At 72.2% G+C, this 24,506-nt stretch carries 21 protein-coding genes; 7 read left to right on the top strand and 14 right to left on the bottom strand.

Going from position 1 to position 24,506, the window contains the following annotated elements; translation table 11 throughout:
• Position 1: 1 nt before the first annotated feature.
• Complete coding sequence (locus tag ACFO3J_RS29880) at positions 2-1,234, bottom strand: substrate-binding domain-containing protein (RefSeq protein ID WP_386435962.1); 1,233 nt, start codon at positions 1,232-1,234, stop codon at positions 2-4.
• Between the two features lie 262 nt (positions 1,235-1,496).
• Here ACFO3J_RS29880 and ACFO3J_RS29875 point away from each other — a divergent pair, with 262 nt between their 5' ends.
• A complete protein-coding gene (locus ACFO3J_RS29875; protein WP_386435959.1) occupies positions 1,497-2,336 on the top strand; it encodes a CoA transferase subunit A in 840 nt (279 codons plus the stop codon).
• A gap of 2 nt (positions 2,337-2,338) precedes the next feature.
• Positions 2,339-2,998 carry a 3-oxoacid CoA-transferase subunit B gene (locus tag ACFO3J_RS29870; RefSeq protein ID WP_386435956.1) on the top strand — a complete coding sequence of 220 codons (660 nt, stop codon included), beginning with the start codon at positions 2,339-2,341 and terminating at the stop codon, positions 2,996-2,998.
• A gap of 47 nt (positions 2,999-3,045) precedes the next feature.
• Here the strand turns inward: ACFO3J_RS29870 and ACFO3J_RS29865 are convergent, their stop codons facing one another.
• From ACFO3J_RS29865 to ACFO3J_RS29855, 3 genes are all read right to left on the bottom strand, one after another.
• Complete coding sequence (locus ACFO3J_RS29865) at positions 3,046-3,945, bottom strand: alpha/beta hydrolase (protein ID WP_386435953.1); 900 nt, start codon at positions 3,943-3,945, stop codon at positions 3,046-3,048.
• A gap of 129 nt (positions 3,946-4,074) precedes the next feature.
• Entirely contained in the window at positions 4,075-5,817 is a 1,743-nt protein-coding gene (locus ACFO3J_RS29860) for a glycoside hydrolase family 9 protein (RefSeq protein WP_386435950.1), read from the bottom strand.
• Positions 5,818-5,981: 164 nt separating this feature from the next.
• Positions 5,982-7,580, bottom strand: a complete 1,599-nt coding sequence (locus ACFO3J_RS29855) for a purple acid phosphatase family protein (RefSeq protein WP_386435947.1) — start codon at positions 7,578-7,580, stop codon at positions 5,982-5,984.
• 364 nt (positions 7,581-7,944) lie between these two features.
• Here ACFO3J_RS29855 and ACFO3J_RS29850 point away from each other — a divergent pair, with 364 nt between their 5' ends.
• Entirely contained in the window at positions 7,945-9,987 is a 2,043-nt protein-coding gene (locus tag ACFO3J_RS29850; protein ID WP_386435944.1) for a phosphocholine-specific phospholipase C, read from the top strand.
• Positions 9,988-10,020: 33 nt separating this feature from the next.
• Here ACFO3J_RS29850 and ACFO3J_RS29845 read toward each other — a convergent pair whose 3' ends face one another.
• Positions 10,021-10,839: a helix-turn-helix transcriptional regulator gene (locus tag ACFO3J_RS29845; RefSeq protein WP_386435941.1), complete on the bottom strand. Its 819-nt coding sequence runs from the start codon at positions 10,837-10,839 to the stop codon at positions 10,021-10,023.
• 104 nt (positions 10,840-10,943) lie between these two features.
• Here ACFO3J_RS29845 and ACFO3J_RS29840 point away from each other — a divergent pair, with 104 nt between their 5' ends.
• Complete coding sequence (locus tag ACFO3J_RS29840; protein ID WP_386435938.1) at positions 10,944-11,324, top strand: cupin domain-containing protein; 381 nt, start codon at positions 10,944-10,946, stop codon at positions 11,322-11,324.
• Between the two features lie 44 nt (positions 11,325-11,368).
• Here ACFO3J_RS29840 and ACFO3J_RS29835 read toward each other — a convergent pair whose 3' ends face one another.
• Positions 11,369-12,340, bottom strand: a complete 972-nt coding sequence (locus ACFO3J_RS29835; protein ID WP_386435935.1) for a LysR family transcriptional regulator — start codon at positions 12,338-12,340, stop codon at positions 11,369-11,371.
• A 94-nt stretch (positions 12,341-12,434) separates the two neighbouring features.
• Here ACFO3J_RS29835 and ACFO3J_RS29830 point away from each other — a divergent pair, with 94 nt between their 5' ends.
• The 3 genes from ACFO3J_RS29830 to ACFO3J_RS29820 are packed head-to-tail and all read left to right on the top strand — an operon-like array spanning position 12,435 to position 15,885.
• Positions 12,435-13,139, top strand: a complete 705-nt coding sequence (locus tag ACFO3J_RS29830) for a succinate dehydrogenase cytochrome b subunit (protein ID WP_386435932.1) — start codon at positions 12,435-12,437, stop codon at positions 13,137-13,139.
• 50 nt (positions 13,140-13,189) lie between these two features.
• Positions 13,190-15,139, top strand: a complete 1,950-nt coding sequence (locus ACFO3J_RS29825) for a fumarate reductase/succinate dehydrogenase flavoprotein subunit (RefSeq protein WP_386435930.1) — start codon at positions 13,190-13,192, stop codon at positions 15,137-15,139.
• Positions 15,136-15,885, top strand: a complete 750-nt coding sequence (locus ACFO3J_RS29820; RefSeq protein WP_386435928.1) for a succinate dehydrogenase/fumarate reductase iron-sulfur subunit — start codon at positions 15,136-15,138, stop codon at positions 15,883-15,885. The genes ACFO3J_RS29825 and ACFO3J_RS29820 overlap by 4 nt, the downstream gene beginning before the upstream one ends.
• 128 nt (positions 15,886-16,013) lie before the next feature.
• Here the strand turns inward: ACFO3J_RS29820 and ACFO3J_RS29815 are convergent, their stop codons facing one another.
• From ACFO3J_RS29815 to ACFO3J_RS29780, 8 genes are all read right to left on the bottom strand, one after another.
• Positions 16,014-16,457 (bottom strand): VOC family protein, encoded by a 444-nt coding sequence (locus ACFO3J_RS29815; protein ID WP_386435926.1) that lies wholly within the window; start codon positions 16,455-16,457, stop codon positions 16,014-16,016.
• A gap of 10 nt (positions 16,458-16,467) precedes the next feature.
• Positions 16,468-16,839, bottom strand: a complete 372-nt coding sequence (locus ACFO3J_RS29810; RefSeq protein WP_386435924.1) for a nuclear transport factor 2 family protein — start codon at positions 16,837-16,839, stop codon at positions 16,468-16,470.
• A 96-nt stretch (positions 16,840-16,935) separates the two neighbouring features.
• Entirely contained in the window at positions 16,936-17,745 is an 810-nt protein-coding gene (locus ACFO3J_RS29805; protein WP_386435922.1) for an ester cyclase, read from the bottom strand.
• Entirely contained in the window at positions 17,742-19,358 is a 1,617-nt protein-coding gene (locus tag ACFO3J_RS29800) for a GMC family oxidoreductase (protein ID WP_386435921.1), read from the bottom strand. The genes ACFO3J_RS29805 and ACFO3J_RS29800 overlap by 4 nt, the downstream gene beginning before the upstream one ends.
• Positions 19,358-19,789 carry a hypothetical protein gene (locus ACFO3J_RS29795; RefSeq protein ID WP_386435919.1) on the bottom strand — a complete coding sequence of 144 codons (432 nt, stop codon included), beginning with the start codon at positions 19,787-19,789 and terminating at the stop codon, positions 19,358-19,360. Before ACFO3J_RS29795 ends, ACFO3J_RS29800 begins: the two co-directional genes overlap by 1 nt.
• 396 nt (positions 19,790-20,185) lie before the next feature.
• Positions 20,186-21,373 carry an IS701 family transposase gene (locus tag ACFO3J_RS29790; RefSeq protein WP_386435917.1) on the bottom strand — a complete coding sequence of 396 codons (1,188 nt, stop codon included), beginning with the start codon at positions 21,371-21,373 and terminating at the stop codon, positions 20,186-20,188.
• A gap of 315 nt (positions 21,374-21,688) precedes the next feature.
• Entirely contained in the window at positions 21,689-22,849 is a 1,161-nt protein-coding gene (locus tag ACFO3J_RS29785) for an IS701 family transposase (protein WP_449343661.1), read from the bottom strand.
• A 200-nt stretch (positions 22,850-23,049) separates the two neighbouring features.
• Positions 23,050-24,492, bottom strand: a complete 1,443-nt coding sequence (locus ACFO3J_RS29780; RefSeq protein ID WP_386435915.1) for a maltokinase N-terminal cap-like domain-containing protein — start codon at positions 24,490-24,492, stop codon at positions 23,050-23,052.
• Positions 24,493-24,506: the final 14 nt, after the last annotated feature.

The raw sequence follows: 24,506 nt of genomic DNA, 5'->3' as shown, positions 1-24,506 counted from the left end.
GTCAGCCCGCCATCTTCTGCTGCGGCGGCGTCACCACGTCCTTCGGGAGCCGCGTGATCACCTCGGGCTCGGCCGCCGCGCCGCTGCCGTCGAGCTTCGCGGTGAACATCGGCTGCAGCAAGGCGTGGTCGGCGGCCCGGATCTGCTCCTCGCCCTTCGGACCCTGGAACGTCCAGCCCTCCAGGGACTTGGCCATCGCGGTGGCGTCGGTGGCGCTGCCGGACTCGATCGCGTGCACGATCATCTGCGCGGCGGTGAAGCCGTCCGGGCTGAACAGGTCGGGAGTGCCGCCGGCCTTGGTGATGCCGTCCAGCATCGCCTGCTCGACCGGGGTGCCGGCCGCGCCCGGGAAGTAGTGCGCCAGGAAGGAGATCCTGGCGCCGGCCTTGCCGAACAGCGGATACGAGGCGACACCCGCCAGTCCGGTGACCACCTTGGTGGCGGTCACCACACCCTGCTGGTCCAGCGCCGTCCACAGCGCGGGCGCGCTCGCCCCGGCCCAGGCGACGAAGACCAGATCCGGCTTCTTCGCCTTCACCGACTGGGCGAACGGCGTCAGGTCGCTCGCGCTGGGCGGCGCCAGCACCGAGTCCACCCGCGCGCCCTGCCCGCCCAGCACCTGCTTCACCGCGGCCACGTTGGCCTGCCCGAAGGCCGAGTCCTGGGTGAGCACGACGACCTTCTTGCCGTGCGAGTCGCCCAGCAGCGAACCGGCGGCCAGGATGTCCTGGTACGACTGCCGGCCGGAGCGGAAGGTGTACGCGTTGGCGCCGGTCAGCGCGTCGGTGGCGGCCGGGCCCGGGATGTAGAGCACCTTGTTCTGCGCGGCCAGCGGCGCCAGTTGGAGCGCCACCCCGGAGTCGGTGGTGCCGGCGATGATGTGCGTGCCCTTGCCGATCAGGGTCTTGGCCTCGGCGACCGCCTTCGCCGGGTCGCCCGTGTCGTCCTGCACCGTGACGTCGATCCGGTGGCCACCGGCCGAGCCGGTGTTGTGGGTGGCGTACGCCAGGCCCGCGTTGAAGCCGTCGATGTACTGCTTGCCGTACGCGGCCAGCGGGCCGCTGCGGGAATACACCAGACCGACCGGGACCGGGGCCGACTTGGCGCTGTCCGGCGCCGAACTCCCGGCCGTACCCGCCTTGCTGCACCCGGCCAGCAGGAGGCCGGTGGTCAGCAGCGCCAGCGCGGTGACGGTACTGCTTCTGAGGGTGCTCGATGAGCTGCTGCGACGCATGGTACGGCTCCCGGAAAGGTTGACGGTTGGGCAAACCGTAGAAGCGCCCCGGTGCGGCGGACATGTGGGCGGCACACGCACTCCCGTGATGAGCCATGTCGGCGGGGACCATGGCGGGTGCCGCGCCCGCTTCGGAAAGGTGGCAGCACCGGGCCCGGCTCGCGAGCCGCCCCCGGGACCGTCCGGGGGAAGGCCGCGAGCGCCCCGCGACGACCGGCGGGCCCCGGCGCGCACTTCCCCGACGACACCAGAAGGCGGACGCATGGACAAGGTTGTGGCCTCGGCCGACCACGCGGTGGCCGACATCCCCGACGGAGCGACGCTCGCCGTCGGCGGCTTCGGACTCTGCGGCATCCCCTCGACGCTGATCACCGCGCTGCTGCGGTCCGGCGCGAGCGACCTGCGGGTGGTGTCCAACAACTGCGGGGTGGACGACTGGGGTCTGGGCCTGCTGCTGGCCTCGGGGCGGATCAGCCGGATGACGTCCTCCTACGTCGGCGAGAACAAGGAGTTCGCCCGCCGCTATCTGGCCGGCGAACTGGAGCTGGAACTCACCCCGCAGGGCACCCTCGCCGAGCGGCTGCGGGCCGGCGGTGCCGGCATCCCGGCCTTCTACACCCCGGCCGGCGTGGGAACCCAGGTCGAGGAGGGCGGTCTGCCCTGGCGCTACGGGACCGGGGGAGAGGTGGCGCTCGCCTCGCCGCCCAAGGAGGTACGGGACTTCGGGGGCGTACGGCATCTGCTGGAGGAAGCCATCACCACCGACTTCGCCCTGGTCCGGGCGGCCGTCGCCGACCGGCACGGCAACTGCGCCTTCCACTCGGCCGCCCGCAACTTCAACCCGCTGTGCGCCGGGGCCGGCCGCGTCACCTTGGTCGAGGCCGAACGCATCGTGGAACCCGGTGAGTTGCCGCCCGACGCGGTGCATCTGCCCGGTGTGTACGTGGACCGGGTCGTCGCCGCCGCCCCGGGCGGCAAGCGCATCGAACGCCGCACGGTCCGCGAGCCCTTCGGCACCCGCGACCGCGACCCCGCCCGCAGTCCAGCCGATGCAGTCGTTTCAGCCGACTCAGCCGATCCAGTCCGTCCGGAGGAGAAGTGACCATGCCCGACAGGGGACTCGACCGCCAGCAGCTCGCGGCCCGGGCCGCGCGGGAGCTGCGCGACGGCCAGTACGTCAACCTCGGCATCGGCCTGCCCACCCTGATCCCGGACCAGCTGCCGCCGGGTGTCCATGTGGTGCTGCACTCCGAGAACGGCGTGCTGGGCGTCGGCCCCTACCCGGTGGAGGGCCAGGAGCACCCGGATCTGATCAACGCGGGCAAGGAGACGGTGACCGTGGCCCCGGGCGCCGCCTACTTCGACTCGGCGTTCTCCTTCGGGATGGTCCGCTCCGGCCGGATCGACGTGTCGGTGCTCGGCGCGATGCAGGTCTCGGCGGCCGGCGACCTGGCCAACTGGACCGTGCCCGGCAAGATGGTCAAGGGCATGGGCGGGGCGATGGACCTGGTGCACGGGGCCCGCCGGCTCATCGTGGTGATGGAGCACACCGCCAGGGACGGTTCACCGAAGCTCGTCGAGGAGCTGACCCTGCCCGCCACCGGCCGGCGCGTGGTGGACCGCGTCGTCACCGATCTCGCGGTGGTCGACGTGACACCGGACGGGCTCCGGCTGGTCGAACTCGCTCCGGGCGTCGGCCTGGAGCAGGTGCTGGCCGCGACCGGGGCGCCCCTGCTGGTGCCGGAGGAGACCGGCGCGGCCTGAGCGCGAAAGGGCCCGGGCGCCATGAGTCCGGGCCCGTACGGCGCCGGTCAGCCGCGGGTCGGGGTGCGGCGTACGGCATCGGTCAGATGGCCGGCCACGATGCGGGCCCCGGAGGCGCCGAGCAGCACCGAGTAGTGATTGACGCCGGGCACGAAGTGCAGCGCCACGCCCTCGGCTGCCAGACCACTGGCGGCGATCACCTCGGGCGCGTACAGCCCCACCGGTTCGTCGCGCAGTCCCCGCTCGGCCCACAGCAGGCGGGTGGGGACGGTGAGTTCGTGGATCGCGGCGAACACCTCGGGGCTGCGGAACTCGTCCTCGGCGTCCTGACGGATCGCTTCGGCGCGGCAGGCCGACCTCAAGTGCGGTTCCGCGCCGGTGAGATCGCGGTCCAGATACGCCGCCACCAGCGGGCCGCCGAGTTCCGCGAAGGCGGGGTTCGCGGCCCAGAAGGAGTGGTAGGCGGCCCGGTCGGCGAACTCCATGTCCAGCTTGGCCATCGCCGGGCCGATCACCGCGTGCAGCACCGCGTCGATGTCGGTGTCCGGGGGGAGGGGAAAGCCCAGCCCGCCGTCCACCAGCACCAGTTCCGTCCAGCGCCGCGGATCGCGGTGGGCCGCGACACAGCCGACGAAGCCGCCCATCGAGTGCCCGGCCAGCACCGCCTGCCCGATCCCGAGGTGCTCCAGCACCTCCAGCAGGTCGTCGGCGTGCCGGGCCATGCTGCCCGTCCCGGCCACGTCCCGGCTCAGGCCCCGGCCGCGCAGATCCGGCGCGATCAGCTCGATGCCGTCGCCGAGGGCTTCGGCGACCTCGGCCCAGGCGAGTCCGTTGGAGGCGATGCCGTGCACGCCCACCACCACTGCGGCACCCGGCGCGCCCGGCCAGCGGCGTACCGCCAGCCGGCCGCCCGGCACCCGCACACCGATGTCCTCGTAGTCCCGCATCCGCGCCCCGCAATCCCGTGTCCACGCCGTGCGCCACGGCCCGAACAGGATAAGGACGCCGCCGGGCGCCCGGTCATGGGCGCCGCCCACACGAAACCGGGGGCCGGTGTGTGGGGTGCGGGCGCGGGTTCAGCGGGCCATGGCCACCGCGAGCAGGAACCAGCCGGTGTGCGGGATCCACTGCTCGGCCCACCGCCAGTCGTCGCCCTCCGGCGCGTCGGCCGGCAGGAAGGCGATGTCGTCCTCGTCGCTCCAGCCGGAGGTGATGCCGTTGACGATGCCGCCGGGCAGATTGGGGAAGTCGGTGGCGTAGTCGACGTTGCCCCGGCCCCGGCCCTGGAGCATCGAGGCGTCGAACGGATTGCGGCCGGTGATCCAGGCCAGCTGGTCGTCCGCGAAGCGCTCCAGCCGCTCCCGGTCCGGCCCGGCGACCGTCTCCAGCCCGGCGCAGGCGACGGCCGCGGCGGCCAGCGAGGCGATGCCCGCGTTCTCGCCCTGCCACCAGTAGCCGGTCTCGTTGGCGTGCGGGAAGAAGAAGGCGTCCCGGTCGGTGCCGCCGGCCGGCCGCACCCGCTGCCGGGGGTAGCCGAAGGGATTGGGCACCGAGCCGGTGCGGGCCAGGATGTCGAGCATCGCCTCGGCGGCGAGCGCGGCGGCCGCCGCCGCTTCCGGTCCGTCCGGCAGCACCTCGGCGAACCGCACCAGTGCCAGGATCGGCAGCCCGCCCTCGACCGCGTGGAAGAAGGGCCGGCCCTCCTCGTCGCCCCGGAACCAGCCGGGCTCCCGGCCGCGCTCATAGCGCTCCGCGAGCGACCGCGCCCGCCGCCGGGCGGCGTCCCGGACGACCGGCCACACCTCGGCGCCGGGCCCGTCCGGGTCACCCGAGGGGGCCACCGCGAGGAGTTCGCAGGCGGCCAGCAGCGCGGTGTAGTCGTCGACGACCGTCTCCGTACCGTCGTCCAGATACTCCTTGTTGTGCGCCTCCAGATGCAGGAAGCCGTCCAGGGCCGTGGACAGGTACCGCGCCGAGGTGAAGTCGCCGTGCGCGTCGAGGGCCGAGGCGCGGGCGAGGGCGGCGACGGCCAGGCCGCCGCCGTGGCGGTAGGCCGCCTGGTAGCGGTCGGTGCGGACGCAGTCGGGGAGCGGGGCGGTGACCACGCGCTCGTCCAGGCGCTTGGTGAGCGCGTCGAAGATGCCGGTGTAGAAATAGCCCTCCGGCGCCCGGAAGCGCACCAGGAAGTCGGCGCCCCACAGCGCCTCGTCGCGGAGTCTGGCGCCGAGCGAGCGCAGCAGCGCCGGGTGGCGGCCGGCCAGCGCGTCACGCGCCGCCATCATCGCCCAGGCGCACAGCGGCGTCTGCTGCGGGCTCATGGTGCGGGTGTAGGTGAGGTGGCTGAGGAATTTGCTGGTGTCGCCGCTCGCGTCCAGCCAGCCGCCGCGGGCGTCCACCTCCCGGCCGCTGTCGTCGCCCCACAGCAGGGCGTGCCGGTCCTTGCGGTCGATCTCGCCGCTGGACCGCATGGCCTTGAAATACGCCAGGACGTCCGACATCGTCTGCCGCTGGAGCCGGTCGGGGGCGATCTCGAACGGCTCGCAGGCGGTGCTCCGCCCGTCGGCGTCCAGCAGCCGCACGGTGTAGCGGCCGGCCGGCAGGTCCCGGGGCAGCTCGATCCGGGAGTAGGGGCCGGCCCGCCAGCCGGGCGCCGCCTCGACCGGCCCGGCGGCCAGCTCGCTCACCCCGTCCGGCCCGGCCAGTTCGACCCGCCGCGGCGGCCTGCCGTCCGGCAGGTCGGCCAGCACGGCCTTGGACGCGCCGAGCCCGTAGCCGAGATGCGCGGTGAGGATCCGCGGCCCGAAGCCCTGTGCCCGCATGTCCGAACCACCCCTTCACCCGTGTGACCAGGGGACGAGCGTACAAGGTGGTGACTGCACGGATGGGGGCGCGGGTGCCCGGAGCCGCGCCCCGGGCGGTCGGCGCGGGTGCGGGCGGGGCGCCGGCCTCGGGCCGCGCGCCCCGCCCGCTCTCGGGTCGGACCTCAGCGATGGCCGTCGGACCGCTTGCGGTGCAGCGTGAAGTTCTCGAACACCGACAGCTCGCCGTTCGGCTTGTTCACGTTGTAGTACGTGACGTGCAGCCGGGTGGTGTCACCGGGGAAGCGGCCGGGGTCGACGGTGAACGCCGCGAAACCGTAGGGGTGCTCGATGTCCCGCACCCCGATCCACACCGCCTCCTCCTTGACATAGGTCGAGGCCCGCTTGCCGCCGGCCGGCCGGGTGTCGGAGACCGCGGTGATCACCTTGCCGGTGCCGTCCTTGAAGAACGCCTGGTTGGTGGTGCCCGAGACACCGCCGCCGCCCAGGATCATGTGCACGGTGCCCAGCGAGGTGTCGATGTCGTCGGTGCGGGTGGAGGCCGGGTTCGGGGTGAGCGTCTCGCTGCCGCTGACCACACCGCGGACCGACAGCGACCGCTCGTAGTTGTGCTCGTGGCCGCAGACCACCAGGTCCACGCTGTAACGGTCGAACAGCGGGCCGTACTTGGCGCGCAGCCCGAGGTCGGCGCCATTGGCGTCGGAGGAGCTGACCATCACCTGGTGCATGGCGACGACGATCCAGTCGACGTCGGTGTCCTTGCGGGCCGCCTTCAGCTCCCGCTCCAGGAAGGCCAGCTGACGGCCGCCGGAGTAGCCGCTGACATACAGGTCGCCGCCGTCCTGCAGCGCGTTGTCGTCGTTCTGCAGCACGATCACCCGCACCGAGCCGGCGGTGAACGCGTACCACAGACCGGCCAGTTCGTCGTCGGTCTCGGTCGACGGCAGCTCGAAGTAGGTCTGGTAGGCGCCCAGGCCGATCGGGCCGTTGCCGCTCTCGATCTCGTGGTTGCCGGCGGCCGGCATCCACGGCCGGAACCGCGCCGAACGGGTGTTGTTGGTGAAGAAGTTGTTCCAGGTGCGGACCCGGTCCACATCCAGGTTGGCGTAGCACAGGTCGCCGTTGAGCAGGTGGAACAGCGGCGCGACCTGCTCGACGCCGGTCACGATGTCCTTCGTCGCGGGCGTGGAGTTGGCGTCCAGCGCCACCGTGCCGTCACTGGCCCAGGTCACCTGCGGCGCCGACTGGTCGCCGAAGCTGGTGAAGGTCAGCGGCTGCCGCCCGCGCGGCGCGGTCTTGAAGGTGCCGCTGTCCGGGGTCGCGCCGTCGTGCGACACCAGGTAGAGGTAGTCGGTGCCCGGCTTCAGCCGGCTGATCAGCGCGTGGTGGACGTAGACCACCCGGCCGGACTTGCCATCGGTGTAGGTCCGGGTCCGCGCGTTCGCGCCCGAGCCCAGGCCGTGGTCGAGGGTGCCGTACAGCACCCGGGGGCGCTTGACCGGTCCGTCGGTGATCCAGGACACCACCATCTGGGTGCTCGGGTCCTTGCCGAAGGTCAGGTGCAGGCCCTGCACCGGCGAGGCGCCGCCGGAGTCCGGGGTGGGGTGGAAGGCGGGCGCGCCGGCCGTGTCCGCCGCGGCCGGGCCGGCGGTCAGCAGCGGCGCGGCGACCGCGCCCACTCCCGCGGTGCCGAGCAGCCCGACGGCGGTACGCCGGCTGAGGCGGTCCCCGGACGGCTCCGGCGTGTCCAACTGTGCGACCATTGTTGCTCCTTGGCGCTGGAAGGCGGAAGGGCTGAGTACGCGTCGACGTCGAGAACGCGTGCGGGCTGAGAACGCGTGAAGACTCCCGCCCCCCGGCGACGCCCAGTTGAACGCCGCCTGTCCGGATGACGTCGGAACGCGATGTGACGGCACGACCGAAACAGCGGTCAAGTCCCCCTGCTTCCCGGCCCTTTCGCCCCAGCCGGAGCACCGGGCGCGACACGCCGCATCCGCCGGGGCTGTTCGCGAGCCGTACCGCCGGCTTTCACGCCCGCGACACCGGCCCGTCGCCTCGTGTCGCTGCTCTTGGTGCACATCTCTCCCCCCACGCCCTCCCACCCCTTGCGAAGAGGCCAGGTCAGTCATGTCTGAACTCAACCGGCGGCGTTTTCTGCAGATCGCCGGCGCCACCGCCGGCTTCACCGCCCTGTCCGGCAGCATCACCCGGGCGGCCGCCATACCGGCGAGCCGCCGCACCGGGACCCTGAAGGACGTCGAGCACATCGTCGTCCTGATGCAGGAGAACCGGTCCTTCGACCACTACTTCGGCTCGATGCGCGGTGTGCGCGGTTTCGGCGATCCCCGCCCGGTGCGACTGGCGAACGGCAAGTCGGTGTTCCACCAGCCCGACGGCGCCGGTGAGGTGCTGCCCTACCACCCGGACGCGGACGACCTGGGCCTGCAGTTCATCGAGGGCCTCAACCACGAGTGGATCGGCAGCCACGCCGCGGTCAACGGCGGCAAGTACGACCAGTGGATCCCGGCCAAGTCGGCGGGCACCATGGCTTATCTGACCCGTGAGGACATCCCCTTCCACTACGCGCTCGCCGACGCGTTCACCGTCTGCGACGCCTACCACTGCTCCTTCATCGGAGGTACCGACCCCAACCGCTACTACATGTGGACCGGTTACACCGGCAACGACGGCAGGGGCGGCGGCCCGGTCCTGGACAACTCCGAGGCGGGCTACGCCTGGTCGACCTACCCGGAGCGGCTGGAGGAGGCGGGCGTCTCCTGGAAGATCTACCAGGACGTCGGCGACGGCCTGGACGCCGCGAACTCCTGGGGCTGGATCCCGGACGCCTACCGGGGCAACTACGGCGACAACTCGCTGCTGTACTTCCACCAGTACCAGAACGCCCAGCCCGGCGACGCCCTGTACGACAAGGCCCGCACCGGCACCGACGCGGCGGCCGGCGACAGCTTCTTCGACGTGCTGCGCGCCGACGTCAAGGCCGGCACGCTGCCGCAGATCTCCTGGATCGCCGCGCCCGAGGCATTCTCCGAGCACCCCAACTGGCCCGCCAACTACGGCGCCTGGTACGTCTCACAGGTCCTGGACGCGCTCACCTCCAACCCCGAGGTGTGGAGCAGGACCGCGCTGTTCATCACCTACGACGAGAACGACGGCTACTTCGACCACCTGGTGCCGCCGATGGTCCTGCCCGGCGGAGCCTCCACCACCGACACCGCCGCTGAGCTCTTCGCCGGCAACGCCACCTACGCCGCAGGTGAGTACGGCCTGGGCCAGCGGGTGCCGATGCTGGTGGTCTCCCCGTGGAGCACCGGCGGCTACGTCTGCTCCGAGACCTTCGACCACACCTCGATCCTCCGCTTCATGGAGCGCCGCTTCGGGGTGAAGGAGCCCAATATCTCGGCCTGGCGCCGGGCCGTCTGCGGCGACCTCACCTCCGCCTTCGACTTCGGCCTCCAGCGGGAGCGGCCGGTCCGGCTGCCGGACACCGACGGCTACCAGCCGGCCGACAAGGACCGCCACGACAGCTTCGTGCCGGTGCCGCCGGCCCACCAGGTGCTGCCCAAGCAGGAGCGCGGCTCCCGTCCGGCCCGCCCGCTGGCCTACGCGCCGCTGGTCGACGCGGCGGTGACCGCCGGGCACATCGGCCTCACCTTCGGCGGCGGCGCCGCGGCCGGCGCCGCCTTCCACGTCACCGCCGGCAACCGCGCCGACGGCCCCTGGTCGTACACCACCGAAGCCGGTAAGAAGATCTCCGGCAGCTGGGACACCGCCGCCACCCACGGCGCCTACGACCTGACCGTGCACGGCCCCAACGGCTTCCTGCGCGCCTTCCAGGGCTCAGCGGCCGGCGGCGGCGCCGAGGTGACCGCCCGGCACGACGGCGGCAGCGGCCGGGTCGAGCTGACCTTCACCAACTCCGGCCGCGGCGCGGTCCGTTTCACCGTGCGGGACGCCTACGACGGCCGCGCGCAGACCTACACCGTGCGGGCCGGCCACCGCGAGACGCACCCGGTGGACCTCGGCCGCAGCGAGCACTGGTACGACCTGACCGTCCGCGGCGACCACGACGCGGCGTTCCAGCGGCGCTTCGCCGGCCATGTCGAGACCGGCCGCCCCGGCGTCAGCGACCCGGCGATCATCACGCACTGACGAAGGGCCGGACGGGGGCGGGCGGCGCCGGATTCAGCGGCGCCGCCCGCCCCTGGCGTACCGCGCGGGCGAGACGCCCAGATGCCGGGTGAAGTGCCGGTTCAGATGCGCCTGGTCGTAGAAGCCGACCGCAGCGGCGACATCGACCGGCCGTACGCCCGCCAGCAGCAGCCGGCGGGCCCGGTCGATACGTCGGCCGGTCAGATAGGTGTGCGGCGGCAGCCCGTAGGCCCGCGAGAAGCTGCGGATCAGATGGGTCGGGTGCGCGTGCAGGAGCGCGGTGGCCTCCTGGAGGGTCAGGCCCTCGTCCAGCCGGGCGTCCAGCAGTTCGCGCAGCCGGGCCGCCAGCCGGTCCCCTTCCCGTCCCGGCTCGCGCACCCGGTGCGCGTCCAGGTGCACCAGCAGCCGTTCGCGGACGAAGGCCAGCCGCGACTCGGCCTCCAGCGCGTCGCCGTCGTGCCGCAGCGCCACATAGAGCTCGTGCACCCGGTGGTGCAGCAGGGCGTCGCCCAGGATCGGCCCGTCCACCGCCGGGCCGGCCAGCCGCTCCGGCAGCACCGCCGTACTGAGGTAGATCACCCGCTTGCGGAAACCCAGCGGACCGACCGTACGGCCGTCGTGCGGGACACCCGGCGGCAGCAGCACCACCCGGCCGGCGTCCGTCGCGTCGTGCCGCCTGCGGTCCAGCGCGAAGTCCACGACACCGTCGTCCAGCAGCATCAGGTCCCAGGTGTCGTGGGTGTGCACCGGATAGGCGTGGTCGGTGAAGCGGGCGTGCAGTACCTCGGTGATCCCCGCCGCGGCCGGCCGCCAGGCGTGCACCCGCGTGTCCCCGCCCGCCGCCTTCACCACGCCGTCACCCGCGCCTTCCCTCCGACCAGGATCCCGCCGCGTCCCGCCGCATCCCGCCAGGATCGTACAAGCCCCGCGCCCGCCCGATGGGGCAGGCTGGGGCCATGACCGACATCACCAAGCCTGCCACCGCCGTGAACATCGAGGCGAAACTCGCGCTGTTCGCCGAGCAGTGGGCGCCGCACCGGATCGCCGGGATCAACGACTACGACGTGAAGATCGCCAAGGTCCAGGGGGAGTTCGTCTGGCACACCCACGAGGCGACCGACGAGCTGTTCCTGGTGGTCAGCGGGCTGCTGACCATCCAGCTGCGGGACGGTGACGTGGTCCTCGGCCCCGGCGAGATCTATGTGGTCCCCAAGGGCGTCGAGCACTGCCCGCGCGCCGAGGAGGAGACCGCGATCCTGATGCTGGAACCGGCCGGGACGGTCAACACCGGCAGCGCCGGCGGCCCGCGGACGCGGGAGCCGGTGCCACTGGACTGAGCGCCCGGCGGCCGGCGGCAGCGCGCGGTACGTGCCCGGCCCGCTCAGCCCTCCGCTCCCTCCGGCTCCCCGGCCCGCTCCGCCGCGTCCGCTCCGTCCGTCCCGGCCGGCCGCAGTCCGCTGCGGGTCACCACCCGGCGGGCGGAGGAGAGCAGGACGTCCTGGAGCACCCTGGCCGCGCGCGGCGGGGCCACATCGCTGCGGTGGGCCAGCGCCACCGTGCGCCGCAGCCCGGGGTCGGCCAGCGGAGTGACCCGCAGCCCGGGGCCGGCCCGGTCGGCGACCATGGTGGGGACGACCCCGACGCCGAGCCCCGCGCGGACGAAGCCGAGCACCGCGTCCATCTCCCCGCCCTCGACGGTGAAGTACGGCTCGAAGCCCGCCGACCGGCAGGCCGCCAGCGTCAGGTCCCGCAGGTCGTAGCCGTGCCGGAACATCACCATCGGCCGCCCCTCCAGGTCGGCGATCCGCACCGGGGAGCGCGGCGCGGGCGCCTCGGCCGAGGAGACCACCACCAGGTCCTCCTGGAACAGCTCGACCGTGGTCAGCGCGGGCGACGGGCTCGGCAGCGGCAGCACCACCAGCGCCAGGTCCAGCGCCCCGCGGGCCAGCTCGCGGACCAGGTCGTGCGAACCGCCTTCCTCGATCAGCAGCTGGATGCCCGGGTGCCGGTCGTGGAAGGCCCGCAGCACGTCCGGCAGCAGACCGGTGCACAGGCTGGGCGTCGCCCCCAGCCGGACCCGCCCCCGGGTCAGCCGGGCCAGCTCCAGCACCTCGTGCCGGGCGGTGTCGGCGTCGGCGAGGATCCGCCGGGCCAGCGGCAGCAGGGCCTCACCCGCGTCGGTGAGCGTGATGTTGCCCCGGGCCCGGCTGAAGAGCACGGCGCCCAGCTCCTTCTCCAGCGCCCGGATCTGCTGCGACAGCGAGGGCTGCGAGACGTGCACGGCCTCGGCGGCCCGGGTGAAGTGCCGGGCGTCCGCGACCGCCACGAAGTACGCCAACTGCTGGAACTGCATAGGGGCAGCGTAACTCCTCCATAGCGTGAGGCTATGGACTCCAGCCTGATCATGTCTTGGACCACTGCTCGTCCCCGGCCATAACGTCGTGCCCATGGCACTGGCAACGCGGCCCGAGCGGCGGCCGTCGATCGCGCGGACGGTCTGGGACTCCACCGTCGGCAAGAAGGTGATCATGGCGGTGAGCGGCCTGATCATGCTGCTCTATCTGGTAGCCCACATGTACGGCAATCTGAAGATCTTCTTCGGACCGGGCACCTTCAACGGGTACGCCCACTGGCTGCGCACCCTCGGCGAGCCGGCGCTGCACTACGAGTGGGCGCTGTGGATCATCCGCGTGGTGCTGGTCGTCTCGGTGGTGGCGCACGGCGTCTGCGCCTACCAGCTCAGCCGCCGCGACCTGCGGGCCCGCCCGGTCGGCTACGCCCACCGCAAGGCCCGCACCAGCTACGCCACCCGCACCATGCGCTGGGGCGGGGTCATCCTCGCGCTGTTCATCGTCTGGCACCTGCTGGACCTCACCACCCTGACCGTGAACCGCAACGCCCAGCCCGGCCACCCCTACCAGAACGTCGAGGCGACCTTCCACACCTGGTACGGCGACGTGATCTACATCGTCGCCATGCTCGCCCTCGGCCTGCACATCCAGCACGGCTTCTGGAGCGCGGCGCAGACCCTCGGCGCGGGCAGCGCCACCCGCGACCGCGCGCTGAAGACCACCGGCACCGTCCTCGCGGTGGTGCTGACGGCCGGCTTCGTCGCGGTGCCCGTCGGGGTCATGACCGGACTCGTCCACTGAGCCGGACCCGTCAACCGCAGCCCGCCGAGGGAAACCGGGAGAACACCCCCATGAACGACTTCACGCAGTACGCGACCGGCGCCCCGATCGCCGACACCGCCGCCCCCGGGGGCCCCATCGCGGACCGCTGGGACACCCGCCGCTTCACCGCCGGGCTGGTCAACCCGGCCAACCGCCGCAAGCACACCGTGATCGTCGTCGGCACCGGGCTGGCTGGCGGCTCGGCCGGCGCGACCCTGGCCGAACAGGGCTACCACGTCGTGCAGTTCTGCTACCAGGACTCCCCGCGCCGCGCCCACTCCATCGCCGCCCAGGGCGGCATCAACGCCGCCAAGAACTACCGCAACGACGGCGACTCCGTGCACCGGCTGTTCTACGACACCGTCAAGGGCGGGGACTTCCGCGCCCGCGAGTCCAACGTCCACCGGCTGGCGCAGATCTCGGTGGAGATCATCGACCAGTGCGTGGCCCAGGGCGTGCCCTTCGCCCGCGAGTACGGCGGCCTGCTCGACACCCGCTCCTTCGGCGGCGTCCAGGTCTCCCGCACCTTCTACGCCCGCGGCCAGACCGGCCAGCAGCTGCTGCTCGGCGCCTATCAGGCGCTGTCCCGGCAGATAGCGGCCGGCGCCGTCGAGATGCACCCGCGCACCGAGATGCTCGACCTGATCGTCGTGGACGGCCGCGCCCGCGGCATCGTCGCCCGCGACCTGGTCACCGGTGAACTCAGCACCCACTTCGCGGACGCCGTGGTGCTGGCCAGCGGCGGCTACGGCAACGTCTTCTACCTGTCGACGAACGCCGTCAACTCCAACGCCACCGCGATCTGGCGGGCCCACCGGCGCGGCGCCCACTTCGCCAACCCCTGCTTCACCCAGATCCACCCCACCTGCATCCCCCGCACCGGCGAACACCAGTCCAAACTCACCTTGATGAGCGAGTCGCTGCGCAACGACGGGCGCATCTGGGTGCCCAAGGCCAAGGGCGACCGCCGCCGCCCGGCCGACATCCCCGAGGCGGAGCGCGACTACTACCTGGAGCGGATCTACCCCGCCTTCGGCAATCTCGTGCCGCGCGACATCGCCTCGCGGGCCGCCAAGAACGTCTGCGACGAGGGCCGCGGCGTCGGCCCCGGCGGCCAGGGCGTCTATCTGGACTTCGCCGACGCCATCGCCAGGACGGGCCGCCGGGCCGTCGCGGAGAAGTACGGCAACCTCTTCGAGATGTACGAGCGGATCACCGCGGAGGACCCGTACGAGGTCCCGATGCGGATCTACCCGGCCGTGCACTACACCATGGGCGGCCTGTGGGTGGACTACGACCTGCGGACCACCGTCCCCGGCCTGTTCGCGATCGGCGAGGCCAACTTCTCCGACCACGGCGCCAACCGGCTCGGCGCCTCGGCACTCATGCAGGGCCTGGCCGACGGCTACTTCGTGCTGCCGGCCGCCATCAACGACTACCTGGCCCGGCACCCCCGGCAGGAGATGCCCGACCCCTCCCACCCGGCCGTCGTCCAGGCCGTCACCGAGACCCGCGACCGGCTGCGCGCGCTGATCGCCGTCGACGGCGACCGCACCGCGGACTCCTTCCACCGCGAGATCGGCGAGGTCATGTGGGAGCTGTGCGGCATGGCCCGCTCCGAGGCGGGCCTGCGCGAGGCGCTGGAGCGCATCCCGCGGATCCGCGAGGAGTTCTGGCGCCGGATCAAGGTCCCGGGCGTCGAGGCCGAGTTCAACCAGTCGCTGGAGCACGCCAACCGCGTCGTCGACTACCTGGAACTCGCCGAACTGATGTGCCTGGACGCGCTGCACCGCGCCGAGTCCTGCGGCGGCCACTTCCGCGAGGAGTCCCAGACCCCGCAGGGCGAGGCCGCCCGCAAGGACGAGGAGTTCTCCTACGCCGCCGCCTGGGAGTTCACCGGCACCGGCGAAGCGCCGGTGCTGCACAAGGAAGACCTCGTCTTCGAGTACGTCCACCCCACCCAGCGGAGCTACGCATGAGGATCACCCTGCGCGTCTGGCGGCAGCGGTCCGCCGGGGCACCCGGCGCCATGACCCCCTATCAGGTCGAGGACGTCTCACCGGACATGTCCTTCCTGGAAGTCCTCGACGCCCTCAACGAACGCCTCACCCTGACCGGTGAGCAGCCGGTCGCCTTCGACCACGACTGCCGCGAGGGCATCTGCGGCGCGTGCAGCCTGGTCATCAACGGCGAGGCGCACGGCCCGGAGCGCACCACCAGCTGCCAGCTGCACATGCGGTCCTTCCAGGACGGCGACACCATCGACGTCGAACCCTGGCGCGCCGCCGCCTTCCCGGTCATCCGCGATCTCGTGGTCGACCGCGGTTCCTTCGACCGGATCATCCAGTCCGGCGGCTATGTCAGCGTCCCCACCGGCGCGGCCCCCGAGGCCCACGCCACCCCCGTGCCCAAGGCCGCCGCCGACCGCGCCTTCGAACACGCCGAATGCATCGGCTGCGGCGCCTGCGTGGCCGCCTGCCCGAACGGCTCGGCGATGCTGTTCACCTCGGCGAAGATCAACCACCTCGGCGCCCTCCCGCAGGGCGCCCCCGAACGCGAGACCCGCGTCCTCGACATGGTCGCCCAGATGGACGCCGAGGGCTTCGGCGGCTGCACGCTGGCCGGTGAATGCGCCACCGTCTGCCCGAAGGGCATCCCGCTGACCTCGATCACCGCCATGAACAAGGAATGGCTCCGGGCCAACCGCAAGGTCAGCCGGGACTAGCGCCCGCCGTTGGCCGGGAGCGTCCCACGTTCCCACCTGTCCGACGCGTCCGGCGTCTCTCGGCGTCGGTGGCAGGGCCGGTGGCCCGCGGAGCCCGACCGGCCACCCGCCCTGCCCGCGCCGGGGTGCTACGCGTAGCGCGCGAGTTCCTCCTCCGACTGGTCGGTGTAGCCCTGGCTGACCTCGACCACCATGCCGTCGGGGTCGGTCACCCAGACGGTCTTCCAGCCCGGGATGAACGCGTCGAAGGACAGCGGGCCCAGCGAGACCGGCAGTTGACCGTCGGCCTGGGCCAGGAACGCGTCGACGTCGGCCACTTGGAAGGCGAGATGGCGGGCGGCCCCGGGATTGGCCGGGCCGTCGTTCGCCGGCGGCAGTAACGCGGCGGCGTCGGTGGCGAACAGCTCCAGGTAGACATCGCCGCGGCGCAGGAAGACGACCCGGACGCCGTCGGCCTCGACCACCCGGGCCCGGCGGAAGCCGAACCAGCGGGTGTAGAACTCCTCGGTACGGCGCTGGTCGGTGCAGTTGAGGCCGACGTGCGACCAGCGGGCCTCGATCGGGGCGGTCATGGGTGCCACCTCACTTGCCGAGCACGGGGGCGAAGGGGACGCTGTCGTGCACGTTCTGCATATAGCTGATCAGCCCGTCGGTGATCCGGAAGTAATTGCACACGTCCGCCTCGACCGAGGCACCGGCGTGGGTGCGCCCCGAGATGTGCGAGACGACGGCGGCCTGGTTGCCGTCGATCACGATGTGCCGGGGCACGTTGGCGAAGACCGCCCAGGTCTGCGGGAAGCCGCGCATCATCTCGCGCAGTGTCTCGCGGCCCTCGACATGGCCGGCCAGCTGCTCGTCCATCGTCTGGTCGGCGGTGAACAGGTCGCACCAGGCGTCCCATTCGCCGGCGTTGGCCAGCTCGTAGTACCGGTCAACCACTTCTGCGGTGTTCATGGTCTCCCTCTTCCTGCTTCCTGTCCGCCCGGGTCGCTCCCGGGGGTCCGTTCCTCGTGCCGTCCCTGGGGCCAGTCCTGGGGACGGGACCGCCGCTCACTCCGGCAGCGGGACACCCAGCTGCGCCATCAGACCGGTGGTGTCCGCCTGCACCCAGCGCTCCACGACCTTGTTGTCCGCCACCCGGTAGACCTCGATGCTGGTCCAGGTCACCGCCTTGCCGGTGGGCTCGACACCGAACATCGGGCCGACGTGCCGCCCGGTGAAGGTGATCTGCATGATGACCTTGTCGTCACCGGCCGGATAGAGGCCGTCGAGGTTGGCGGTGAAGTCCAGCGTCCCGTGGACGGCCTTGATGATGCCCTTCAGCTCCTCCAGGCTGTCCACGCTCCAGGCCGGGTTGTGGTCGACGAAGTCGTCGGAGAACAGCTCGTCCAGCGCGTCGTACCGGCGCTCGTTGACCACGTCGCTGACCCGCTGGACCAGCGCGACGTTGTCCTCCTGCACCGAGATCTGCTCCCGCAGGCCGAGCAGGTCGTCCACGGCCCACCGTTCGGTCAGCCTGCCGTCCGCCACCCGCCAGATCTCGGTGGTCTCCCACACCACCTCGCGCCCGGTGGCCGGCACACCCAGCACCACGCCGATGTGCCGGCCGGTCAGCCGCACCCGGGTGACGACCCGGTCGCCGCTCTCCAGGATCTCCTCCGGCTCGCCGTGGATCTCCAGGGTGCCGTGGGCGTTGCGCAGCGCGCCGAGGTAGGAGTCGAGGCCGTTGATGTCGAAGCCGGGGTGGTGGTCCACGAAGTCCGGGCTGATCAGCTCGGCCACCCGCTCGTAGTCGGCGTCGTTGAAGGCGCCCAGGAACCTCCGGTACAGCGCGCTGCCGGTCCGCTCGTCGGTTGTCATCGGGTCCGTCCTGTCGTGGTGGGGGATGAGTCGCCCAGGATCAGTTCGGCCGCCTTCTCGCCGATCATCACGCAGGCCGCGTTGGTGTTGCCCGACACGATGTGCGGCATGACCGAGGCGTCGGCGACCCGCAGGCCGTCGAGCCCGTGCACCCGCAGCTCGTGGTCCACCACCGCCATCGGGTCGTCGCCCATCCGGCAGGTGCCGACCGGGTGCCACAGGGTCGAGGCGTTGGCGCGGACGAAGTCGCGCAGCTCGGCGGGTCCGGTCAGTTCCGGACCGGGCGCCAGCTCCGCGCCGCGCACCTTGTCGAAGGCGGCGGTTCCGGCCAGTTCCCTGGCCAGCGTCACCCCTTCGACGAGGACGTCGAGGTCGGCCGGGTGCTGGAGGTAGTTGGCGTGCACCACCGCTGTCGCCGACGGGTCGGTGCCGCGCAGGCGGACCCGGCCGCGACTGGCGGGGTGCAGCAGGATCGGCGCGAAGGTGAAGCCGGGGCCCTCCCAGAGTTCGGCCGGCGCGGTGGACGGCAGGAACTTGATCGGACCGAAGGTGAACTGCAGATCGGGGGACGGCGGCTGACCGGGCCCGGCCGCGCCGGCTCGGGTACGGGTGAACATGCCCGCCTCGGACAGCAGCGCCCCGGCCGGGTGCTCGCCGGTGGCCTCGTAGCACAGCGGGACGAATGGGTGGTCCTGGAGGTTCTCGCCCACGCCCGGCAGGTCGCGCAGTACCGGAAGGGAGTGCTCCCGCAGATGGGCGGCCGGACCGATACCGGAGAGCATCAGCAGCTTCGGGCTCTCGAAGGCGCCCGCGCTGACGATCACCTCCCGGTCGGCGGACACCGAGTGGACGACCCCGTCCTGGACGTACTCGACCCCGGTCACCCGGCGGCCTGACAGCACCAGGCGGGTGGCCCGGGCCCCTACCTCGACGCGCAGGTTCGGGCGGTCCGCGGCCGGGGCGAGATAGGCGGTGGCGGTACTGCTGCGCTCGTTGTCCGCGGTGCGCGTGGTCTGGTAGAAGAAGCCGCCGCCCTCCTGCTCGGCGCCGTTGTAGTCGAAGTCGCCCGCGGCGCCGGAGCCGAAGCCGAGTTCCCGGGTGGCCGCCACGAACGCGCGGGCCACCGGGCTCGGGTCGTCCAGGTCGCGCACCTGGATCGGGCCGTCCGTACCGCGCAGCGGCGATCCGGCGGGCGCCGAGGCGTAGTTCTCGGCGCGCCGGAAGTAGGGCAGCACCTCCTGGAAGGACCAGCCCGGGTTGCCCTCGCGGCTCCAGCGGTCGTAGTCGTCCTGGTGGCCGCGCACCCACATCAGGGCGTTGACCGAACTGCTGCCGCCGAGCACCTTGCCCCGGGCGACGGGAACGGTACGGCCGCCCAGCGCCGGCTCGGCCTCCGTGACGTATCCCCAGTCGATCTGCGGGCTCCACTCGGAGACCAGCAGGCCGATCACCGAGGCGGCGTCGGTCCGGCGCAGCTCCGGCCGTACGTCCCGGTCGCCGGCCTCCAGCAGCAGGACGCGGTGGGACGGGTCGGCGCTGAGCCGGGCGGCGATCACCGCGCCGGAGGAGCCGGCGCCCACCACGACGTAGTCGAAGCTCCGCTCGCCGACCACTACCGCGTCCCCGAGGAGTCGGCGGCGCGGGCGTCGGACAGCGGGGCGATGTCGTCCACCCGGTAGGTGACGATGCGCAGGTCGCCGTCGGCGTCGCGGCGCAGCCGCCAGGTCTGGTGCGCCCGGAAGCTCGACCGGCTGCGGTCGGCGGTCCGGGTCGCGGTCCACACCACGGTGACGGACAGTTCGATCAGGTCGCCGCGCTCCTGCGCGCGCAGTTCCTCGACGGTGTGGGTCTGGTCGGCGAACGCCCTGCCCACCGCCTCGTACCAGTCGATGAAATCCGCGCGGCTGCGCAGCGTGCGCTCCGGGAAAACCATCTCCAGGCCGGACTCGTAAATCCGCGGTAAAAGCCGGTCCACGGGCTCGTGGGCGCTGAGGTCGTCGAACCACTCATAGACGAACTTCGTTATGGACTGATTCACTTCCATGGGATTGTTTCCCTTTCCGGGCGTCAACGGTGACCGGCTTCTCATTCGACGGTGCGACAGCTTCCCTGTATTGCGCTGCGCGATTTCGCCGAGATCCGGCAGTGCGGAAAACGTACGATCGGCGAGAAGTTCCTGTCAACGCTTTGATTTTCTCCGGCGGGCCCCCCGGAGAGGTTCGCGACGGAGGCCGGCCGGACCGGGCGGGAAACAGCCGACCGGTATACGAAATCCCGGCCCGCCGTGACGTGCGGCTTCCCCCGACTTTCGGGAGTCATTCGCGGCGCCGGTGCGAATGCGGGCGGTCGGACCCGGCCGGCTCCGGCGGCTCCGGCGGTGTCCGATCCGGTGACGACTTTCGGATGTCCTTTCCCGGAACCGGCCGCCGCTTTCCGGTGGTCAGTCCCGGGTGGCCGGGCCCGGCCCGCCGGTCGTGCGGCGGCACACGCAGGCGGCCGAGACCAGGGTCATGTGGTGGTGCCAGCCGGGGAAGGAGCGGCCCTCGAAGTCGCACATGCCGAACTCCTCGGCCAGCGCCCGCACGCAGCGCTTCGCCCGTTGCAGATGGCTGACCAGCTCGACGATGCCGTGCGTGCCCAGGTGGGTGATGTTGGTGATCCAGTAGCGGTGCGGCAGCGGGTCGTCCGCGGCGTCCTCGGGTGTCATCCAGTAGACCCGGCCCACCGAGTCGACGCTGCCGCCGGGCAACCGGACCGGCTGGGAGGCGAACTGGGTCCGGCGCACTTCGCCGCCGTCCCCGTCCGCCGGGCCCACCGGGCACGATCCCTGCTCGCTCCCCCCGGCCGGCGGCGTGCCGCGCTGCTGGCCCGGTGCCCCGTGGCGCGGATCGGCCGGGTGGACGCGGGCGAGGTTCCAGCGCGACATCCCGACCCCGACCACGAACTGGTCCCGCCGCTCGCGCAGCGCCATGATGAGCTGGTCGACGCCCAGTTCGTCGCGCAGGTCGGTCACCACCGGAACGGTGGCCGGGGGACCGGGCCGGCAGTCGGCCCCGGCCACCTCCAGCACGTACTCCCACAGCGGCCTGGCCCGGTCGCCGGCCGGTATCCGGGCCCGGGACTTGCGGGGGGCGTCGCTCGTCCAGCCGCGTTCCAGGACCAGCCGCCACTCGACCGGCAGCGCCTCCAGGTCGGTGGCGATGAAACCGCCCATGCCGAACTGCCCGTTCACCGCCCGCCCCTGGTCGGCGGAGTAGCGTCGGCACACTCCCACCGAGTGGGTCCCCCGCTTGGGGATGACGGCGGTCTCCACCACCCACGCCCTCGGTGCGCTGACCGACGTCACCCAGCTGCCCACCGCCTCGCTGACGCGCGACCAGTCCCAGGGGCTCTGGTTGACGAAGTGCTGGAGCGACTGGGTCGCGTCGGCGCCCCAGCCGGGCTGCCGCTCCGCCATCCGGCGGATGCTCTTGCGTCCGTCGAGGGTCAGCAGGCCCTGGAGATAGACCTCCGCCCATCGGCGCTGGTCGGCGCGGGGGAGGGCGGCGAAGACGGCGCTGCTGAATTCCTCGAAGGCGTCCCGCCCCGGGGCCTGCGGCTGGGACACGTCGCTGACGGTTGGGCTCATCGGCTCCCCCATGGAGTGGCTGCGCGGTCGGCGGCCGAGGCTCTGTCACCCGCGGCGAGCACGGGTGACAGGCAGTGACGGGCGGGGGAACTGCTGCGCGAAAGGCGGCGGGACATCAGGACCCTGTGCCGGGCGTCCGTTCCCCCGTGCCCTTTCACCGTCGGTCGGTGATCGATCATCGGTGCCACGCGTCGCCGCGTCGAGAGGGCCTCGCCGCGCGGGAGCCGCCGGGCGCCGGTCGCGCGGTCGTGGCCGCGAACGTCGGGGAGCGGGGCGCTCGGCGGGGTGTTCGCGGCCGTCCGCCGACCTGCTGGTTCAGCCCATCGTCACCGCTATCGCGTCGCCGATCACGCTGTAAGCGAACGCGGCGGAGACCATGGTGAGGTGGTGGTGCAGTCCGCGGTAGGAGCGTCCCTCGAAGTCGTACAGCCCCAGTTCGCACTGGCGTTGCTCCATGTCCTGCCGGCTCAGCGCGATCCGGTGGATCAGCGCCATCACCTCGTCCAGGCCACGGGAGGTCATATTGGTCACCCAGAACCGGCCGAGGTTGTCCCGGCAGTCCACTTCGGCGACGATCCGCACCAGTTCGGACGGCGGGTCGGCCGGTCCGCGCGGTCCGACCAGCCGGGCGAGGGACGACAGCAGCCGGTTGCGGCCCTCGACGGCCCGGGGCGGCGCCGGGGACGGGGAGCGCGGCGGGTGCGTCGACACGGTCTCGACCCGTTCTCTGACACTCACTGCTTCCTGCCGGTTCCAGGGCCGGCCGGGTCGTAATCCCGCGGACCAGGCGGCCGGCGCGTTCGGCATGACGGGGAACGACCCGTCCACCTGGAACACGAACTCCATATCCCGGTCTGCCATGCCGGACAGCAGCCGGCCCGGGTCCGGCAGATGCTGGACCTCGCCGACGACAGGCGCCCGCGCCCGGTCCCAGCGCGAGACCATCTCCTCCAGCATGTCCATGGTCTCCGCCCATTCCGGCTTGCCGGTCACCGAGTCCGGGATGTAGGCGGCGCGGCGCAGGTTCAGGTCCTTGGACCAGCCGCCGACCAGCGCGATACGCCAGTTCACCGGCACGTTCGCGGTCTGCGAGGCCAGTGAGACGCTGAGCGCCAGCTGGCTGTTGACGGTGCGGCCGACCTCGGGGACGAAGCGCCGCTGCACGCCGACCGAGCGGTCTCCGCGCTTGGGGATGATCACCCGGTTGACGACCCAGGCATCCGGCCGGATCGCGTCCTCGACCCGGCGGGCGATCCGGGCCCGTACCGGTTCCCAGTCCCAGGGGCTCTGGTTGATGAACTGCTGGAGCGACTGGTTGGCGCGGTCGATCGGCATGCTGTCCGCTATTCGGCGCACAGACTTTCTGCCGTCCGCGAGCAGCAGTCCCCGTAAATAGACCTCGGCCCACCTGCGTTGATCGGACCGTGACATCGAACTGAATGCGTCCGCAGCGAACAGGCTACTCTTGTCGCGCATTTGCGCGGGTGCCGGCATATCAGGCTGCATGATAAATCCTCTCTCTTCCGTCCTCAACAATCTTCGCTCCGATGTTCCCTCGCAGCTTCCTACGGTCCCGCGTGACCTGCAATGCGGAGTTAACGTAGTCGCAGCTCGGCGGCGGGTAAAGAGTGAGCAATGCGGCCGGTCGTACGGACCGTTGCCTGGTGCTTTCCTGGCTACGGCACAACGGGTCCCACCGGGATGTTCGCCACCAACCGGGCGACGGCCGCAAGCGGGATATCCACCCAGCCCGGCCGCCGCCGAGTTTCGTAGGCGGTTTCATATACGGCCTTGTCGAGCAGGTGGGCGGACAGCAGCACGCCGAATTCGCGGGGGTCGCGGCCGGCGACGGCCGCGTACCCGGTGCAGAAGGCATCCTGATGGTGCGCCGTCCAGTCCCGCAGCAGCGACCCCTGCCGCTCGTCCTTCTGCCGCCCGTCACAGGGCCGCCCGTCTCCCGGCCGCGCGCCGACGGCCAGGTCGTGGTGGGCGGCGTAGTCGAAGGACCGCAGCAGGCCGGCCACGTCCTTCAGCGGGGACCAGCGGGCACGCCGCTCGTCCAGCGGCATGTTCGGCTCGCCCTCGAAGTCCACGATCCGCCAGCGCCGTCCGACCCGCAGCACCTGGCCGAGGTGCAGATCGCCGTGCACGCGCTGAGCCGGCCACAGACCCCGGGTCTGCAGTCCGGCGACCCGGGCGTAGGCGGTCCGCACCGGCTCGGCGTACGGCGCCAGCCGGGGCGCCTCGGCGAGCGCGGCCTCGAACCGCGCGGTCATCTGCCGGGCCGTCCTGACCAGCGCGGACCGCGTCATCCGGGCCGTGCCGCCGGCCCGGGCGAGTTCCCGGTGCATCCGGGCCACCGCCACGCCCAGGGAGAGCGCCGCGGCCGAGAAGTCGCCGCCGACCCGGCCGCCCGCCCGCGCGGTGGGTCCGAGCAGGTCCCGGACGTCGGCCAGCGCCGACTGCCAGCCCTCCTCGGCGTCGGCGACGTACTCCTGCAGGACGGCGAAGGTGGCCCGGGTGTCGCCGAGCCGCCCGTCCAGCGCGCCCAGCAGCCGCGGCACGCTGCGCGAACCGGCGTTGCGCAGCAGCCGCTGCACCTCCAGATCCGGGTTGGTACCGGGCGCCAGTCCGCGGAAGACCTTCAGCAGATAGCGGTCCTCGACCAGTACCGAGGTGTTGCTCTGCTCGACGGTGAGCGGACGGGAGCGCAACCGCCGCTCCGGCAGCAGCAGGTCCGGTGGCGCCCCCTCCGGGTACAGGCCCGCGCCGCCCCGGCCGGAGGCGATCCGGCGCACCAGCCGGTCCACCAGGTCCGGGTCGGCGAGCGCGTCGTAGACGGCCAGGCCGGGGCGTTCGGTCACCACCGGCGGCCGCGGGGCCGCCGGTACCTCGGGGCCGACACCGAGCGGTAGCTGGTATGTCCCGGCCGGACCGCCGTCGGCGAAGTGGCCGCGCACCACCGCGATGACGCCGCTGACCTCCCCGGTCGCGGTCTCCGCGAAGGGGTGGCAGTGCAGCAGCTCGGTACGGACCAGCGGGCGCCCCTTGGCGGGGAACCAGCGCTGGGCCGGCAGCCAGTCGGTGAGGGCGGAGGTCAGATCGGCTGTGCGCATCATGGCTGGGGCATCCG

The organism is Streptomyces polygonati, from assembly GCF_042650325.1.
GTDB lineage: Bacteria > Actinomycetota > Actinomycetes > Streptomycetales > Streptomycetaceae > Actinacidiphila > Actinacidiphila polygonati.
Note: the sequence above shows the minus strand (reverse complement) of the source record. Positions and strands in the feature narration are given on the sequence as shown.